This is a genomic window from Vibrio sp. A2-1, assembly GCF_021728355.1.
Classification (GTDB): domain Bacteria; phylum Pseudomonadota; class Gammaproteobacteria; order Enterobacterales; family Vibrionaceae; genus Vibrio; species Vibrio splendidus_K.
In genome coordinates this window covers 716,351-734,310 of the sequence record NZ_JAKKCO010000001.1, presented here as the reverse complement: position 1 = coordinate 734,310, position 17,960 = coordinate 716,351, and the positions used below count along the sequence as shown (strand labels likewise).

Genomic DNA, 17,960 nt, shown 5'->3' with positions numbered 1-17,960 from the left:
ACAGATACAGAAAACAAGTGCCAGACGTAGAAAAACCGTGGTAACTGCATAGAGTGACCACGGCTTTGGTATTACATCATGTACTTTCTAAACTGCTTGAATTACATGGTCTAGAGGGGCTTATTTAGCTTGCGCTGCTGCCGCTTCTAGTTGCTTAAGTTTACCTTGAAGCATGTAAGCATTCTGGTTGAAGTTACCAGGGTTCAACACTTGGCTTTGCTGCATTGGGTAGTCAGGTAGCGTGTTCATGAACTCTTGTACTTTGCCGCCTACTGGTACGAATAGCCACATGTTGTCTGCCATCCAGCGTAGGTACATGCCCGATTCGTGTGGTGCTTTTTCGAATGGGTCAGCACGTAGGTGAACAACTTGAGGCCAGTTTGGTTGGAAGCGAACCGCATCAACGATGTTACCGTCCATCACTGCGAACGAAATCTTGAAGTCATTCCAGCGAACTGCGTTTAGCTCAGCGTTAGCAGAAAAGTAAAGCATGCTGTCACGAGGTCCTTTTTCTTCTTTACCTTGGAAGTAAGGTAGGAAGTTGTAACCATCTAGGTGAACACGCCAGTTTTTACCGTTGTAAGTTGCACCTTTATCAGACGCTAGCTTATCAACTACTTTATCATCACCAGCGGCTGCTAGTAGAGTAGGGATCCAGTCTTGGTGCCCCATGATATCGTTGATCTTAGTTCCCGGTTTGATAGTACCAGGCCAGCGAACTAGCTGAGGAACACGCATGCCACCTTCGTAAGTTGTACCTTTCTCACCGTGGAAGTAAGTAGCACCACCATCAGGCCAAGATACGGTTTCTGCACCGTTATCGGTAGAGTAGATTACGATAGTGTTGTCTGCGATTTTAAGCTCATCAAGCTTGTCTAAAAGGATACCCACTTGGTCATCGTGCTCTAACATGCCATCAGCGTAGATGCTGATACCAGATGCGCCTTGGTATTTTTCTTGTAGACGAGTCCACACGTGCATACGAGTTGTGTTGTGCCAGATGAAGAATGGTTTGTCAGCTTTCACGGCTTTTTCCATGAAGGCTAGAGATTCTTCTAGGAACTCTTCATCCGCATGCTCCATACGCTTACGCGTCATAGGGCCTGTATCTTCAATCTTACCGTCAGAAGTCGATTTGATTACACCACGAGGGCCAAAGTTTTTACGGAACTCAGGGTCTTTAGGGTAGTAGTATGTCTCTGGCTCTTCTTCTGCGTTTAGGTGGTACAGGTTACCGAAGAACTGGTCAAAACCGTGGTTCGTTGGAAGGTGTTTGTCTTGGTCACCCATGTGGTTCTTACCGAACTGAGCTGTCATGTAGCCTTGTTCTTTAAGAAGGTCTGCGATCGTTGGAGCCCAATCAGGGATACCGTGGTCCGAACCTGGCATGCCAATAGTCAATAGACCAGTACGGAAAGGTTCTTGACCTGTTAGGAATGCAGCACGACCAGCAGTACACGATTGTTGACCGTAGTGGTCAGTAAACAGTGCGCCTTCGTTAGCAATACGGTCGATGTTAGGTGTTTCGTAACCCATCATACCGTTGTTGTATGCACTGATGTTGAATACACCAATGTCATCACCCCAGATAGCAAGAATGTTTGGTTTTTCTGCTGCTGTTGCCGCTGAAGAAGCTGCTAATAAGCCAACACCTAATGCTAGTTTATTAATTTTAGTACCCATAAGGACTCCGATTCACTTTTAAGATTAATGCGTTAGAACAACGCATCGATGAGCAAATGTTATTCCCAAAATTCCGTTACGTCCTTTTATAGTGCTTATAACCAATCGTTATGATGTGTGGGTAACTTACTGATTAAATTGAATTTAGGCTAATGGATGCCAGAAACCCTTAGATAGCATATGTGATCCTTATCATGTTTGTCGCCGTAAACCTTATCGATAACTTCTGCACCTGTATCTGAATAAAAAATGACAAAAAGATTAATAGCTTAGCGAACCTCGCGCATGCTTAAAAAATGGACTATACGTTGTAGGGCAGGATGCAAATAACTTACGAAGAGGTTTCTATGACAGCGAAATATGGCGTTAAACGTCGTTTAGCGATTTTGGGTACGGCGATGATGGCGGCTTCCACCACCACATTCGCAGCTGAAAAACCAAATATTCTCGTGATTTGGGGGGATGATATTGGACAGTCTAATGTTAGCGCATACACCTTTGGTTTAATGGGTTACAAAACGCCTAATATTGATAGCATCGCCAAAGAAGGGATGATGTTTACCGATTATTACGCTGAACAATCGTGTACTGCGGGTCGCTCTACCTTTATTACGGGGCAAAGTGTATTACGAACGGGTTTGAGTAAAGTAGGTTTGCCGGGCGCGGACATTGGCTTGCAAGCGGAAGACGCGACAATTGCAGAAATGCTAAAACCTATGGGTTACATGACAGGTCAATTTGGTAAAAATCACCTTGGCGATAAAGATGAATTCCTTCCAACAGCACACGGGTTTGACGAATTTTTTGGCAACCTTTACCACCTGAATGCTGAAGAAGAGCCCGAGAATGAAGATTACCCAACCGATCCTGAGTTTCGTAAGAAGTTCGGTCCGCGTGGTGTCATTAAGTCATTCGCTGATGGCAAGATTGAAGATACGGGTCCACTTACGCGTAAGCGTATGGAAACGGTCGATGAAGAAACACTAGACGCGGCACTTGATTTCATGGATCGCGCAGTGAAAGCGGACAAGCCATTCTTCGTTTGGTGGAACGCAACACGTATGCACTTTAGAACGCACGTGAAAGCCGACAGTAAAGGTGTGACCGGTGTCGGTAACTACGCTGATGGTATGGTTGAGCACGATCGACACGTTGGGCAACTATTGAAGCAAGTGGATGAGTTGGGAATCAAAGACAACACGATTGTTTTCTACTCAACGGATAACGGCCCACACATGAACTCTTGGCCAGATGCGGGTACAACCCCGTTCCGTGGTGAGAAAAACACTAACTGGGAAGGCGCATACCGTGTACCAGCAATGGTCCGTTGGCCTGGTAAGATTGAACCTGGAACAGTATCCAATGAAATCATGCACCACATGGACTGGATGCCAACCTTCGTTGCCGCTGCTGGTGATGACCAAATCAAAGAGAAACTACTTAAAGGTCATACTGCAGGTGATAAAACGTTTAAGGTTCACTTAGATGGTTATAACTTCCTTCCTTACCTAACGGGTGAAGAAGAAAAAGGCCGTCGTTCAGAGATCTTCTACTTTACCGATGATGGCGATTTAGCGGCGCTTCGTTACAACCAATGGAAAGCGGTGTTCATGGAGCAACGTGCAACGGGTACCATGCAGATTTGGTCAGAACCGTTCGTGACGTTACGTCTTCCTAAGCTGTTTAACCTGCGTATGGACCCATACGAAAACGCAGATATTACGTCGAATACCTATTATGACTGGTTGTTAGACCATGCTTATATGTTCGTTCCTGCGCAAGCGTATGTAGGCGAGTTCTTAGAAACGTTTGCCGAATACCCACCACGCCAAAAAGCAGCAAGCTTTAGCTTGGATCAGGTTATGGAGAAACTTCAAGAGAACCATAATAAGTAAACTATTGCCTTAGCTAAACTGATAACACGAAAGAGCTCCTAGGAGCTCTTTTTTTATGCGCATATCGATGAGTAAATCCCGGTCGTGAATATGAATCACAACTATCGTGCTCATTGCCACTAAATAATTGTATTTTAGTCGTTTTTACGTCTACCTTAGTAAGCATGAGGATGTATAAAAACAAGGAATGTTATGTCTGCATGGTTGTGCTCGCTAGTGAACGGATTGAAACACCAGAGAGTCGCAGTATTATCCGTAATCTTGTCTCCACTTATGTTGTCGCTGTTCAGTTTGAGCACCTATGCCAACGAGCAAGCTCCTAATAGCAACACTGAGACTTCAAAGCTCAGTTCTGTAGCTTCACACGCTAGCTCTGATGTTTTACCTATCGGCTCTAAAGCCACCTATGTTGGATCGGAAGCTTGTGTTGATTGTCATAGTGAAGAAGTCGAAGCGTGGCAGGGCTCTCATCATGACATGGCGATGAAACACGCTACAGATGAATCTGTATTAGGCGATTTCAACGATCAAACGGTCACTCATGGCGGTAAACCCAACCGATTTTTTCGCAAGGGTGAAGAGTTCTGGGTCAATATCGAAGGCCCAGACGGGCAATTCAAAGATTACAAAATCAGCTATACCTTTGCCTTTGAACCATTACAACAGTACATGGTTGAGTTTGAAGACGGTCGAGTACAGTTGATTCCTTTCGCTTGGGACTCTCGCACTGAGGGCGAAGGCGGTCAACGCTGGTTTAACCTCTACCCGGATACCACCAACACTGATGAATTCTACTGGACCAATAGCGGTCAAAACTGGAACTTCATGTGTGCCGATTGCCACTCAACGAATCTAGAGAAAAACTACGACAGCGCGAGTAATACCTATAACACTACTTGGTCTGAGATTAATGTCGGTTGTGAAGCCTGTCATGGCCCTGCAAGCGAGCACGTTGAGCAGGCCAAGTTAGCTAAAGCTCAGTTAACACAAAACAAGTCAGCCAAAGCCAATGGCGTAAAGGATGTTCAAATCTCGGCGCATTATGGCTTTGATCGCGACTTGTCGAAGTCGGTGAAAGAATGGGTCTACCAAGAGGGCAATTCAACCCTACAACCAAAAGACATCATCCATACCAACCAAGTTCAAACCTGTGCGCAATGCCACAGCCGACGTACTCAGTTAAATGAAACGGGTGACCACGTGAACGGTTCATTCTTCGATAAGTATCGTTTGAGCTTGATTACTCCTGAGCTTTACCATAACGATGGTCAAATCTACGATGAAGATTACGTTTACGGATCTTTCTTGCAATCAGTGATGGCTGAAAAAGGGGTCACATGTACTAACTGCCACGATCCTCATACCGCAGAATTAAAAATTGCAGAGGAAGCCGTATGTAGCCAATGTCACATTGCTTCTGAATACACGCCTGAAAAGCACACCTTCCACGAGGCGAATACCGAAGCTTCACAATGTACGACTTGTCACATGCCAGAAACGACGTACATGGAGGTCGACCCAAGACGTGACCACAGTTGGCATATCCCACGTCCTGATATTAGCCAACACATTAAAACGCCGAATGTGTGTACTAGCTGTCATGAAGACCAAACTGACCAGTGGGCAGATAAACAAATTGGCGAATGGTTCCCAGATTCTAAGTATCGTAACCAACAACATTTTGCTGTTGCCTTTTATGCTGACTCAATAGGGCACAGAGGTGCAGAGGATGCGTTGGCATACTCGGCTCAGGACTCCAGCTTAAGCAATATCATTCGTGCATCGAGCTTAGAACGTTTGGGCGGTCATACGGGTAAGAATACGCTTATCTCGCTAGCAAGAGCGGTGAAACATGATGATGAAATGATCCGTTTAGGCGTTGTGCAAGGCTCGTCTAGTTTCCCATTCTCTGACCGTTGGCAGATTCTGGAGCCGCTACTGAAAGACCCTGTATTATCGATTCGTTCAGAAACCGCAGGCGCATTAGTGCGTTATTGGGGAGAAATGAATCCTCTGCAGAAAGACCAAATCAAGCCTGCATTGGAAGAGTACATTGAGATACAGCAATTTAATTCCGATAGAGGATTTGGACGTACTAACCTAGGCAACGTTTACCGCGATCTAGGCCAATATCAAAAAGCGATTGAGTTTTATCAAGGTGCTATCGAAATCGAGCCTTATTTCGAAAACAGCTACGCCAACTTGGCGGATTTGTATCGAGCGCAAGGTAACGAAGCAAAAGCGCTGTCGACCTTGAAGCAAGGTATTCAAGCGCAACCAAAATCGAGTGTATTACCATACAGTGCAGGCTTATCTTTGCTTCGTGTGAAAGATTACGACCAAGCAACCGACTACCTAAAACAAGCAGCTGAAACAGCGCAAACTGACCCTCAATATTGGTATGTGTACGGCTTGGCTTTAGAGAAGTCTGATGTGCTTGCTGCAAGTAAATCGCTGAACAAGGCTTACCAATTTAGCCGTAACCCACAACACTTGTATGCACAGTGTGAGATTTTGGCTCGAAATTACCAGAAACCGGGTGTACCAAAAGCATTTGAGCAATGTATTTCATCATTGAGTAAGGTGGCACCACCGGAAGCCATTAACCAATTGAAAGCAATTAGTCAGTAGAAAGCTGAGCTGAAATAAAGCGCCAACATTGACGTGGCTATGCGCTTATAATTTATGGTGCTTATAACTAATAGTTATGGGGCTTGTGAGTAGGATGTCCACAGCCAGATTGAATTAAGGGAAGACCTATGAACCATGCGCAACAAGCAATAAACCAACTGATTGAACAAACAGAGAAAAGTGTTATCGGCCAGAGCCACGTCGTTCGGGCTCTGGTGATAGGGTTATTGACTAATGGGCATGTGCTTTTAGAGGGACTTCCCGGTACAGCGAAAACGCGCTCGGTGAAATCGCTGGCGAACCTACTGAACACCAGTTTTGGTCGAATTCAGTTTACGCCTGACCTGCTGCCATCAGATGTAACGGGTACTGAAGTGTATCAAGAGCTGGATGGTAAGCCTCAACTGCATTTCCAACCGGGGCCTATTTTCAATAGCATTGTTCTGGCCGATGAAGTGAACCGTGCCCCTGCGAAGGTGCAAGCGGCTCTGCTTGAAGCGATGGCGGAAGGCACGATAACCGTAGGTGGTCAAACTCATATCCTTCCAGACTTGTTCATGGTGCTAGCGACTCAAAACCCTGTTGAACAAGAAGGCACGTATCCACTGCCTGAGGCGCAAATGGACCGTTTCATTATGAAAGTGACGGTCGACTACCCAGAAGACGAAGCGGAGCGTGACATTATTCGACTGGTGCGCAGCGAAGAGTTGGGCAGCGAGACCAGTTCAGAATTAGTCACCCCACAGCATATTGAACCTGAATTGGTACTTGAAGCTCGTCGCCAACTTCCTGATATTACGGTTTCTGATTTAGTCGAAAACTACATTGTGGCCTTGGTGATGGCGACTCGTAAGCCAGAGCGTTACCCAGAATCAAACTTGTCTAAATGGATTGAGATAGGTTCAAGCCCACGAGCGTCAATCTCCTTGGATAAATGTGCACGCGCTTATGCGTGGCTACAAGGGCGTGACCACGTCACGTTAGACGATGTGCGAGCAATGCTACCGACCGTATTAGGCCATCGATTTTCGCTATCTTATGACGCATTGGCTGATGGTGTGAACCATCAACGAGTAGTTGAAGAGCTGCTTGATAATGTTGAGATCGGATAACTAGGGGGCGTTATGGCGAAGCCAACACAAGCTCCCGAATCGCAAGGCCTTGATCCACGACTGTATTGTGACTATTCAAGGCTAGTGCGAATACAGGCTCAAGCGGAGTCGTTTTCTCTGTTACCTCATTTAAAGGCAGGCAGCGTATTGTCAGGACGACATAATTCTTTGTTTCGCGGTCGAGGTTTGAATTTCGAGGAACTGCGTCATTATCAATTGGGTGATGATATCCGCAACCTCGATTGGAAAGTGACAATGCGAACAGGCAAGCCGCATGTTCGTAGTTACACCGAAGAGAAAGACCGAAATGTGATGATCTGTGTTGATCAGCGCAGTTCGATGTTTTTCGCTTCTCAAAATACCATGAAATCTGTTGTGGCTGCCGAAGTGGCGGCATTGTGTGGATGGCGAGTGCTTAAAGACGGCGACCGTGTCGGCTTTGTTTTAGCTTCACACCAAAAGCTATTTCACAGCAAAGCACAGCGTTCTCAGTCTGATTTACTGGCGCAGCTCAAGCACCTAGCAAAAGCCAATCAAAGCTTAGGGGTGAGTGTCAGTGACAATGATGGTGTTGGGTTTAGTCAGTGGATTGAACTGATCAAGAGAATGAGGCTAAAGCAGTCGACTCTAATATTTATTAGTGACTGGCGAGACTGCCAAGAACAGCACCTTGATCGGCTGAAACAACTTCAGCAACACAACGACATCTTAGCCATTATGGTGACCGATCCATTAGAACAATCACTGCCTCAAGACCTTGCTAGCGCAAATTGGGTGGTGGGTGATGGTCATTTTCAACTCAACCTAGATAGCCAATCTAAGGTTAATCTAGCGAGTGAAAGCCTATCCCAAAAAGCAGCACTCCAAAAACAATCACTGGCCAAATTAATGGCGATGAAAAGTCTCCCTTATATCGAACTAGATACATCCGGCGCTCACATATCGCAGCTTCAAAAGCTGGTGGGAGGACGCTAAATGGCTGTTGAACATACTCCTCCAAGTACCTATATCCTCCGCGAACTGCACGATGTAGCGATTCCTGACAGTGTGAGCTGGGCTCCTCAAACGATCGGCTGGAAGATCCTTGGCGTTATTTTGTTATTGGTCGCTATCTATCTGGCTTATCGTTTAGCGCAGAAATGGTGGAATAACCGTTATCGCAAAGAAGCGCTTCAAGAGCTCATGGTATTGGATGCACGAGACAAAAATTCAACAGAACGAACCTTTAAAGTACTGAAAGTGGTACTTCGTTACTTAGACAGCAGTAATGCAAAGCTGTTTGGAAAAGCCTATGTAAACCGTCTAAACGCTTATCTGCCTGGTAGCGCTAACACAAGTGAAAACAGCAATGCGTTCTTTGCCGATGAAGTTTCGGAATTATGGATGCAAAGCCTAATTGACCCTAATGTGCGTTTGAGCTTTGAACAGCGTTTAGAGGTGATCCAAACCGCGATGATGTGGCTAAAACTTCATAAGCCGAATGTACAGGTAACGGTTGAGGGGCAAGACAATGTTTGATGTTTTATCTTCCAGCTTTGAATTTGCGCATCCGCTGTGGTTTATCGCGTTACCTCTGCCTTTGTTGGTCTACTTTGCAGTGCCTGCTTATCGAACCAAGCAAATGGCCATCAAGGTGCCATTTTTCAGTGAGTTGGTTGAAGCGATAGGTGAAGCACCGTCTGAAGGGGCAAGCCAGCTAACACCAAGCTGGTGGCAACGAACCACGCTCACTATTACTTGGGTACTCGTGGTTTGCGCGTTAGCTAAACCAACCATTCTTGGTGAGCCGCAAGTTCGCGAACAATTAGGTCGTGATGTGATGGTAGTGGTCGATTTATCTGGCTCAATGGCAGAACAAGACTTTACCTCTAAGCGGGGCGATAAAATATCTCGTTTGGACGCGACCAAAGAAGTGCTGGCTGATTTTGCGACTACCCGAAAAGGGGATCGACTCGGTTTGATTCTTTTTGGTGATGCAGCGTTTGTACAAACACCGTTTACAGCTGACCAAGATGTCTGGCTTGAACTGCTTAATCAAACCGATGTCGCGATGGCAGGGCAAAGCACGCACTTAGGTGATGCAATTGGCTTGGCGATTAAGGTGTTTGAACAAAGCGAAAAGCAAAGTGCTGCCGTTCAAGATTCAAGTGTTGATGCCAACGAAAAAGAGAAAGTAGTGATCGTACTAACCGATGGTAATGACACTGGCAGCTTTGTTGAACCTATCGATGCCGCCAAAGTGGCGAAGGCGAAAGGCGTTCGTATTCACGTGGTCGCCATGGGTGACCCACAAACCGTTGGTGAAGTGGCTTTGGATATGGAAACCATCAAACGAGTGGCTCAAGAGTCTGGTGGCGAAGCCTTTGAGGCGCTTAACCGCGATGAATTGACTAAAGCTTACGCTCAGATTGGTGAGCTAGAGCCTCAGCTATATGAAAGTACCACTTATCGTCCTAAGCAAGGTCTACATCATTATTTGATGGCGATGGTTGTTGTGATGTATTTGACCGCGTTCAGCTTGGCGACGATACGTCGAAGATCGCTTTTGGCTTCTTCAACTAGAACTTTGAAAGGAGAGGACGATGCCTGATTCTCTCATGCTACAGCAGTTCTTTACCCAATTTCATTTTATTCGGCCATTGTGGTTATTGGCCTTTATACCGATGTTCTTCCTATTATGGATTCGTTGGAGAGAAGAAACTAAGCCAACGTGGAAAGACATTCTTCCTGATCACTTACGTGATGCGTTGACCATTGGTGAAACCGGTTGGCGTAAGCAGCTACCATTGAAGCTATTGGTGGTGATTGTAACTATCGCCATCATTATCTGTTCTGGCCCGACATGGCAACGTGAGGCTTCGCCTTTTGGTGAAGACAAAGCGTCGATGTTGGTTGTGCTTGATAACAGTGAATCTATGCTCGCTAAAGACTTACCACCGAGTCGCTTGGAACGATCTAAGCAGAAGATTAGAGACTTATTAGCAGCTCGGAAAGGCGGTAATACGGGCTTAGTGGTTTACGCAGGCAGCGCACACGTCGCGATGCCAGTCACTCAAGACAGCAAAGTATTCGAACCGTTTCTAGCGGCTATCACACCCGATATCATGCCGGTATCAGGTAAGTCAGCAGAAGAAGCACTGCCCCTGATTCATCAGCAACTGTCTGGTGAGTTAGGCTCTTCAATACTGTTGGTATCAGATGGTGTAAACCCAAGCACCATTAGGGCGTACGAGAGTTTCTTTAACGACAACCCGTATCAGTTACTAATTCTCGCCGCAGGAAACAGTAATGTGGTGAGCGATAACCCTGTCGACCTAGATTCACTGCGTAACTTAGCGAGTAAGACGGGTGGGCGATTGATTGAGGTGACCGTTGATGATTCGGATATTCAACAACTGAACAGAGCGGTTGAAAGAAACATGCAGCTCAACGGCGAATCTTCAATGCCTTGGAAAGACATGGGCTATGGTCTGCTCATTCCAATGGCGATCATCATGTTGTTGTGGTTCAGAAAAGGGTGGCTGGTGCAGTGGTGTGTCGTTGGTTTGATGATCACAAGCAGCATGTATTCACCAGACACTTTGGCGAAAACAGTTAACTTAACCGCTGAGAAACCAGTTGTGGTGGAGTCGGTTACGGCTTGGGACAAAACAGCTCAATGGTGGTGGGACTTATGGTTAACGTCTGACCAGCAAGGTCAACGCCTCTTGAACCAGAAGGAATACCTTGAAGCAGCAAAACATTTTACTGACCCAATGAGAAAAGGCGCGGCTTACTACTATGCTCGTGATTTTAAGCTCGCTCACAGTGCATTCCTGCAAACCAAAACTGACCTTGGTTTATACAACGCGACGAGTGCGTTAGCCAGACAGCGAGAATATCTTGCGGCGCGAGACCTTTTGAAATCCCTAAGCGAGAAAGAGGATCTTTCACCAGAACTAAGAACGGATGTGGAAAATAACCTTGCAGTGCTTAGCGGGATTGTCGAAGAGGTTAACCGAACCAGTGAAAGTCAATCCGGAACCACAGATGGCCCTGAAGAGTCTTTAGAACTCGAAGACGATCAGCCGCGAACGGGTGATGGCGCTGAAGAAGAAACGGTAGCGGAATTGATGCTCAAGGAAACGCTTAATGCCAATGAAATTTTGGGTAGCCAAGAGCTTGCCGATAAGTGGTTAAAGAGAGTAGAAGCGGATCCTAAGTTCTTCTTGAAGTCCAAGTTCCAAATTCAATTAAGAGACCCTGCACCTTCCATCGAACAAGCGTCAAAACAGGAACAGGCATCAAAACAGGAGCAAACCCAATGAGTCGATATGATTTAGCTCTTGAAGCCATTCAATCAAAGAGAGTGCGATTCAGAGCCCGTAAGTGGTTACTGTCGATGACTCTTATATTGAGTTGGTTTTCTCCTTTTGTTGCTTCTGCTGCAGATATCTTCGATCTCCAAAAAAGTGGTGACGTTGAGCTTATTGCTTGGGTAGGGGAGAAGCCAAAGTCAGGTGATAAGATAACGCCGACCAAAGTGAGCGTTAATGAGCAGGTAATTCTGAACATTGAGGTGGCGACGCCGCGTTGGTTAACGGGAGGGACTCGAATCGGCAGTATCGAAATCCCTAACGTGATTGCTAAGCAACGCAACCAACTCGCAACTAACTACACGGAACGGGTCAATGGCACTACATGGTCACGCCAGCGTTGGGAAGTGACGCTCTATCCGATGACTTCTGGCGAGTTTGTCATTCCAACCGTGCCGGTTCGCGTCCAAATTTCTGCACCTGATGGCTCTAACGTTGGCGGCACGCTTTACACGCAGCCAATTAAGTTTGAAGCTTCGTTGCCTTCAGGTTTACTTGATAATGAATCGCCTTGGTTTTCTGCAACAGAAGTAGATACAGAGCAACAATGGCAACGCTCGAGTGAAAACTTAAAAGTAGGCGATGCTATTACTCGAACGGTAACCATCAAGGCAAAAGACAGCCTTTCTGTATTACTTCCGGACGTGTTGAACAATGGATCGACCCAGCAGTACCAAGCTTACCCGCAACCTAATCGTTTAGATGATACTCAAGATCGTGGTAACTACCGTTCCAGTCGAATTGAAGAGACGGTTTATGTTATTCAGCAGGGCGGTGAATTTACGTTGCCAGAGTTTTCATTTCAGTGGTGGGACAGCAAGAATCAACGCATTGAAAACGTGGTGATAAAAGGGAATGTGTTTGAAGCAAAACACACAGTCCAATCTTTCATCAAGGCTTACATGTCAGTGTTTATTAGCGTTGGTCTGGCACTGTTGTTCAGTGTGGCGTGCTTTGTTTCTGTTAAACGTTATTATGCGAACCGCCCAACACCAGGTTGGTTGGCACTACGTCGTTTACTTAAGCAAGGTAATTGGCCTGCATTAAGAACTTTTGTCTATCGTCAACTACGCAGTGAAACCGCCCAACTCGAGCTGAGTAAAGCGCAACTTGGTAAATTGAATGGACAAAAGCGATGGGTGGAAGATAGCGAAGCGCTCCAGCAAGGGTGTAAAGATCAAGCCGTCTTTACGCGTTTATGGCGAGGGTTACGAAACCTATCATCTGGAAAATCAAAATCAGGCGCTTCTCGTACGATTATTAGCCGCTTGAAAATTCCTAAAGCATTGCCAGACTTAAAAGATAGAACTGAGTAGCTTTGCGATGAGAAGTGCATGTATGCGATGAAATCCGTCAAATTGAAATATCTATAAAAATTGTGGGCTAATCGCGGCATTACGCACAACTTTTAGCAATTCGCATCGAACATAATCGGCAGGTTCTCTAATATGGGGAACCTGCTTCTTTACTATGGAACTGTATGAAAAGTACTGAACTAAATTTAATTCCTATTTTTGTCGCTATTTATGAAGAGCAGAACTTGTCTAGGGCTGCGAATCGTATGGACATCAGCCAGCCAGCGGTAAGCAAAGCGCTCGCTAGGCTGCGTGATATTTATGACGAGCCACTGTTTCATCGAACTACTTCTGGCGTAGAGCCAACCACATTCGCTATTGATATCTATCCAGCAATGGCTGCGGCGCTTAAAAACTTTACTTCTACTTTATCCGCATCAAGAGATTTTGACCCTAAAACCTCTGGCCGTGTGTTTTCAATTGCCTGCGTTTCAGCAGCGAGTTATGAAATGATGCCAAGAGTCATGCAGTTAATCAGTCAAGTCGCACCTGGTATCGCATTAGAAGTTCATCCTCTATTTACGGAAGATTACGAGTCTGATTTAAGGCTTCAAAGACATGATGTCATTATCGATATGACGCCAAGAGGAAGAACCATGCTCAAGCATGAGGTGATCTCTAAAGAGGAACTGGTGGTGGTGTGCCGTAAAGACCATCCCACGATTGGTGACACTATCGATATGGAACAGTTTTTATCACTTGATCATGTGGTTGTTTCAAGATGGCATGCACGTAGAAGCTTATTGAGTTCTGAACACTACAGTGACCTTGAAAAACGCAGAATAGTCTATCGAGCTGCTGGCGTTGTTGAGATGCTGCCTGTTATTGAGGGCTCTGATTACATTGGCGTGCTACCTATGTCATCGGTGCGTTGCTTTTCTGAAAAATATGACGTTAAAACTCTGCCTTTGCCATTCGAATTGGAAGACCTTGATATGTGTATGATTTGGCACCCCAGTCGCACTAACGAACCTAGCCACAAGTGGTTGCGCACTAAGCTCAAAGCGGCGGCAAAAGAGTTATCAAGTTAGCTTTTAAAGGGCTTTTTCATAGAAAGCATTCGCGCAATTTTAAATGGAAAGAAAGCCAGTATCCTTGAGCTGAGGTAAGCGGTGTTTACTACAAGGGGACGGGATATTGACCTACAAGTTAGAGTCAGGTGGGACTCGTAAGATATGTTTCGCTTGGTGCTGCCCGAAGGCAGCCCTTGTTTAATCATAAATCAGTGAAAGAACTTAACTTACTGAATTGTTTAATTTAAGTAACGGATACTAAGCCTCTTTTGGGCTCTGTTCTGAGTTAAGCAAGAAGTAGGACACCCAATCATCAATAGGTAAAGGTCGCGCGAAGAAATAGCCTTGAGCGTATTTACAACCGATCTGGCGCAGAGTCGTTACATGATTCTGGGTTTCAAGGCCTTCTGCAATCACTGAGAAATCGAGTATTTGCGCGAGCTTGAGAACCGCGCAAGTAATCTCATAATCTACTTTTGACGAGTTAATATCTTCAATAAAGCTTCGATCTAATTTTACGCAATCGGCGGAAAGATTCTTCAACACCGACAACGAAGAATAACCCGTTCCAAAATCATCGATAGCGATCTTGTAACCCTTAGAATGAAGTACCTCAATGGTCCTTGAACAGGTCTCGAAATCTCGCATCATATCCCTTTCTGTGATCTCCAGAAGCAGCTGATGAGGCTGACAATCTGTTTCGTCGAGTATCACTTGTAACTGGTCTGCGAGATCGGTCATATAGAACATTCTCGCTGAGAAGTTGATGGAAAAAATCACGCCCTGTAGGTGCATTCCCGCGCGTTGCCATTCGGTAATCAGATTCGCTACTTTCTTAAATACCCATTTATCAATGTCGATAATGAGATCACTTTTTTCGGCAACCTCAAGGAAATCGACGGGCGGTAATAAGCCCAGTTTAGGGTGACGCCAACGTATTAGAGCCTCGGCACCAATGATGTCTTGCGAGTCTAAGTTGACTTTGGGTTGGAAGAAAACTTCAAGCTCGTCATTGGCAATGGCTTGATGAAGCCCCATGTTGGTTTCAATCAAGTCATTTACCTCGTGAGTCATTTCGTCCGCGTAGACGCGATATTGATCTCGGCCGTTTCGCTTTGCGTGATACATTGCTGTGTCCGCATTCCTGATTAGAGTTTCACGATCTAAACCATGAGTAGGGTACTCACACACACCAATACTCGCCGATACAAAGATAGAATTATCATCGATGTAATAAGGCTTTCTTAACGCTTGATTTAAGCGGTCTGCGATAGATTCGCCTTCGTCTAACCCAATGTTTGAGTAAACAACCAAGAACTCGTCTCCGCCCATTCGCGCAACAAAGCCTTTATCACCCACTAAGTTACTCAATATGTGCCCGACATTGACTAATAAGTTGTCACCTGGTGCATGCCCTAAAGAATCATTAATGGTCTTAAACTCGTCAATGTCGAGGTAGAACAGCAAGAAAGAGGCGTTGTTCTCATAGGATTTCCTGATCTCTTCATCTAACTGTTTGGTTGCTAATAGTCGATTTGCCAAACTGGTCAGTGGATCGTGGTGGGCGAGGAAGTCGAAGTTCTTTTTTTCTTCCGTGAGGTCTAGGTATGCTTTAGATAGCCTTGAAGCCATATCGTTATAGGCTTTCTCTAAGTGAGACCATTCGTCACTCCGGCCCAAGTTAATTGGGTTTTTTAGGCTTCCAGACTCTAGACGATCGAAGCCATGTCTCAGTGCATTGAGTGGCTTTCGAATGTGGTGTCGAACAACGTGGTGAACCAACAACATCGATAATACAACGGCTGAAAAACTGATAATAATGGCGTTCAGTCTTGATAAACCGATCTCTTTTTCAAGCTGGTCGGTTAATTCTAAGGCTTGGCTTTGTACGCGTGACTCGGTTTTTTCTACCATCTCCAATAGGTCGCTTTGAGCTACTAAGAGTGAAGCCATCACCAGCCAACGCTGTTCCAAATTCGCTCGAATGCGTTTTAAAGCGGCGTTGTATCGTTTCACCGTTCGATTGATTCTTTTCTTCTCAGCAATAACCGCCGTCGTTTCGATATCAACGTTTTCTAAGTGGAGTAAGAATATATCGAGTTCTTTCTCGACTTCGATAAGCAGTACTTTTTCCGTTTCTGGCGTGATGCGACTGTGAATGTCTCCAACCATTTTTCCTGAGGTGAGGAACGACTCTCTCAACATGTTGATAAGATCTAATTCATTGTTATAACGAATGAAATTGGGTTGGTCTAAGTGCCTAAGCTTGCTGTCGGCTATCGCAAATTCGAGCTGATCAAGCTGTTCGGCTAAGGTGGCGTCGATCTGATTGGTCTGTTTTAGAATTCGATTCAATGCGAGCGAACTGCCTAAGAAACGGTGGAAGTTATCGATAAAGGCATCAATTTTTTGCGAGAAACCTTCGTTAGTTGATAGGTCTCTGAGTCGTTGAAGCTGGAAATCCACATTAAATGCTTCTTCCGACAGTGTGGTTTCACTGAACAAAAAAGTTTGTTCAAGTAGCTTAACTCGAGAGGTGAGCGTAAATACGCGTCGGCTGATTTCAGAGTTAACAATCAAGTCTGATACGTGTGTAGAAGTTTCGTTTTTAAGCGTCGACTCGACGTAATACAGAGATCGAATCACCATGATGACAGCAAAGCTGACAATCAAAAGCGAAAGCAGGTTCGAAATAATGAGTCGTTGGGTGATGTTTATCTGAGGTAATTTCATTGTGGCTTCCAAATTTTCAGATACGCTTCACGGTAGCCATTTTTAGGGTCGTAGATGCCTTTGTCTGACTGGCTGATGAGCTCTTCAACATTATCGGGCGTGACGAGATGCACAGGGGCAGAGTAGCCACTTGGCGGCATGTGATTAAATGCTCGGTTGAGTTCGTCGACTATTTGCCAGCCTTGTAGATATAAGGGCTCAGGTACTGTTGCCAGTTGGAATTGACCGCTATTGATTCTTTTGTACGCGGCCTTGCTGCCATCACCCGCTGAGATATTTTGTGGTATTAACCGGTACTCCTCGAGGTTTGACTCCAAAGACGGGATAGCATAGTCAATGTACAGGTCGTTGATTGCCAGAAGATGAGTGACTTTCTCGCCGTACTTCTCATCTAGGTTCTTTAATGTCGCAGGCATTTGCTCGGCAATTTTATCGAGCGGTAAATAGTTAAGCTCAAGTACATCACAAGTGCTGCAACGCTTGATGGTATTGACCATCGCGTTGGCTTTGATCATCGCGATTTCATAGTTAGGGTCGGTGAACACCACGGTTCTCGCTCGACCGTTTGAGTTTACAATCGCGAGTAGCGCGGCCACTTCCGCCACATCGAGAGGGTCGGTGGTGATGTTGGTGTATAAACCTATTTCTGGATTACCACCGACAAGTTCAGTCGCGTGCCATCCAATGACTACAATTCCCAGATCTTCTGCTTGTTTCAAAATGGTTTTGTGTCGGACAGCGTCAATGCCGCCCAAAACAATGGCATCGGGTTCAAAACCAATCGCTTTCCTGATAGCTGCACCTTGGCGCACTTCTGAGCCTAATCCATCGATGAATCTAAGGTGCCAATTGATGTTAGAAATGGCTTCAGATATGCCTTTCCCAACGCCATAAACGCCACCATTACGTAAATCAGACGCGACAAAAATAACGTTCTTTTCATGGCGCACAGCAGGGCCTTGTGTGGGGCCATTCCACGTTCGCTGGTTGGAAACCGCACGCATCACTTTTTCTTCAGCATATTGGAAGAAACCGTCTTCATGATTACCCGCAAAACTCTGAGAGTAGCAAGTAATAGCGAGCAACAAACTCGCAAAATTTAATCTCTTATTCATATGGCTTATAAAACGCTTTAACTTATAATCGCTCTATATTTATAATAATGTTAATAAACATTCAAACA

At 45.4% G+C, this 17,960-nt stretch carries 12 protein-coding genes; 9 read left to right on the top strand and 3 right to left on the bottom strand.

Annotated features, from left to right (window positions below; translation table 11 throughout):
* Window positions 1–120: 120 nt before the first annotated feature.
* Window positions 121–1,683: an arylsulfatase gene (locus L3V33_RS03060; protein WP_108086006.1), complete on the bottom strand. Its 1,563-nt coding sequence runs from the start codon at window positions 1,681–1,683 to the stop codon at window positions 121–123.
* Window positions 1,684–2,030: 347 nt separating this feature from the next.
* Here L3V33_RS03060 and L3V33_RS03055 point away from each other — a divergent pair, with 347 nt between their 5' ends.
* From L3V33_RS03055 to L3V33_RS03015, 9 genes are all read left to right on the top strand, one after another.
* Entirely contained in the window at window positions 2,031–3,578 is a 1,548-nt protein-coding gene (locus tag L3V33_RS03055; RefSeq protein WP_004730481.1) for an arylsulfatase, read from the top strand.
* A 192-nt stretch (window positions 3,579–3,770) separates the two neighbouring features.
* Window positions 3,771–6,209, top strand: a complete 2,439-nt coding sequence (locus tag L3V33_RS03050) for a tetratricopeptide repeat protein (RefSeq protein WP_237288956.1) — start codon at window positions 3,771–3,773, stop codon at window positions 6,207–6,209.
* 128 nt (window positions 6,210–6,337) lie between these two features.
* Window positions 6,338–7,321, top strand: a complete 984-nt coding sequence (locus L3V33_RS03045) for a MoxR family ATPase (protein WP_237288954.1) — start codon at window positions 6,338–6,340, stop codon at window positions 7,319–7,321.
* A gap of 12 nt (window positions 7,322–7,333) precedes the next feature.
* Entirely contained in the window at window positions 7,334–8,296 is a 963-nt protein-coding gene (locus tag L3V33_RS03040) for a DUF58 domain-containing protein (RefSeq protein ID WP_017073968.1), read from the top strand.
* Window positions 8,297–8,839, top strand: coding sequence for a DUF4381 domain-containing protein (locus L3V33_RS03035; protein ID WP_171330140.1), 543 nt, complete (start codon window positions 8,297–8,299; stop codon window positions 8,837–8,839). It abuts the gene before it with no gap.
* On the top strand, window positions 8,832–9,911 hold the full coding sequence (locus tag L3V33_RS03030; RefSeq protein WP_237288952.1) for a VWA domain-containing protein: 1,080 nt from the start codon (window positions 8,832–8,834) through the stop codon (window positions 9,909–9,911). The genes L3V33_RS03035 and L3V33_RS03030 overlap by 8 nt, the downstream gene beginning before the upstream one ends.
* Window positions 9,904–11,628: a VWA domain-containing protein gene (locus L3V33_RS03025; RefSeq protein WP_171330144.1), complete on the top strand. Its 1,725-nt coding sequence runs from the start codon at window positions 9,904–9,906 to the stop codon at window positions 11,626–11,628. Before L3V33_RS03030 ends, L3V33_RS03025 begins: the two co-directional genes overlap by 8 nt.
* On the top strand, window positions 11,625–12,992 hold the full coding sequence (locus L3V33_RS03020) for a BatD family protein (protein ID WP_237288950.1): 1,368 nt from the start codon (window positions 11,625–11,627) through the stop codon (window positions 12,990–12,992). The genes L3V33_RS03025 and L3V33_RS03020 overlap by 4 nt, the downstream gene beginning before the upstream one ends.
* A gap of 164 nt (window positions 12,993–13,156) precedes the next feature.
* On the top strand, window positions 13,157–14,062 hold the full coding sequence (locus L3V33_RS03015) for a LysR family transcriptional regulator (protein WP_004730495.1): 906 nt from the start codon (window positions 13,157–13,159) through the stop codon (window positions 14,060–14,062).
* Window positions 14,063–14,302: 240 nt separating this feature from the next.
* Here the strand turns inward: L3V33_RS03015 and L3V33_RS03010 are convergent, their stop codons facing one another.
* Both L3V33_RS03010 and L3V33_RS03005 read right to left on the bottom strand, forming a co-directional pair.
* Entirely contained in the window at window positions 14,303–16,777 is a 2,475-nt protein-coding gene (locus L3V33_RS03010; protein WP_237288948.1) for an EAL domain-containing protein, read from the bottom strand.
* Window positions 16,774–17,892 (bottom strand): substrate-binding domain-containing protein, encoded by a 1,119-nt coding sequence (locus tag L3V33_RS03005; protein ID WP_171314497.1) that lies wholly within the window; start codon window positions 17,890–17,892, stop codon window positions 16,774–16,776. Before L3V33_RS03005 ends, L3V33_RS03010 begins: the two co-directional genes overlap by 4 nt.
* Window positions 17,893–17,960 lie beyond the last annotated feature (68 nt).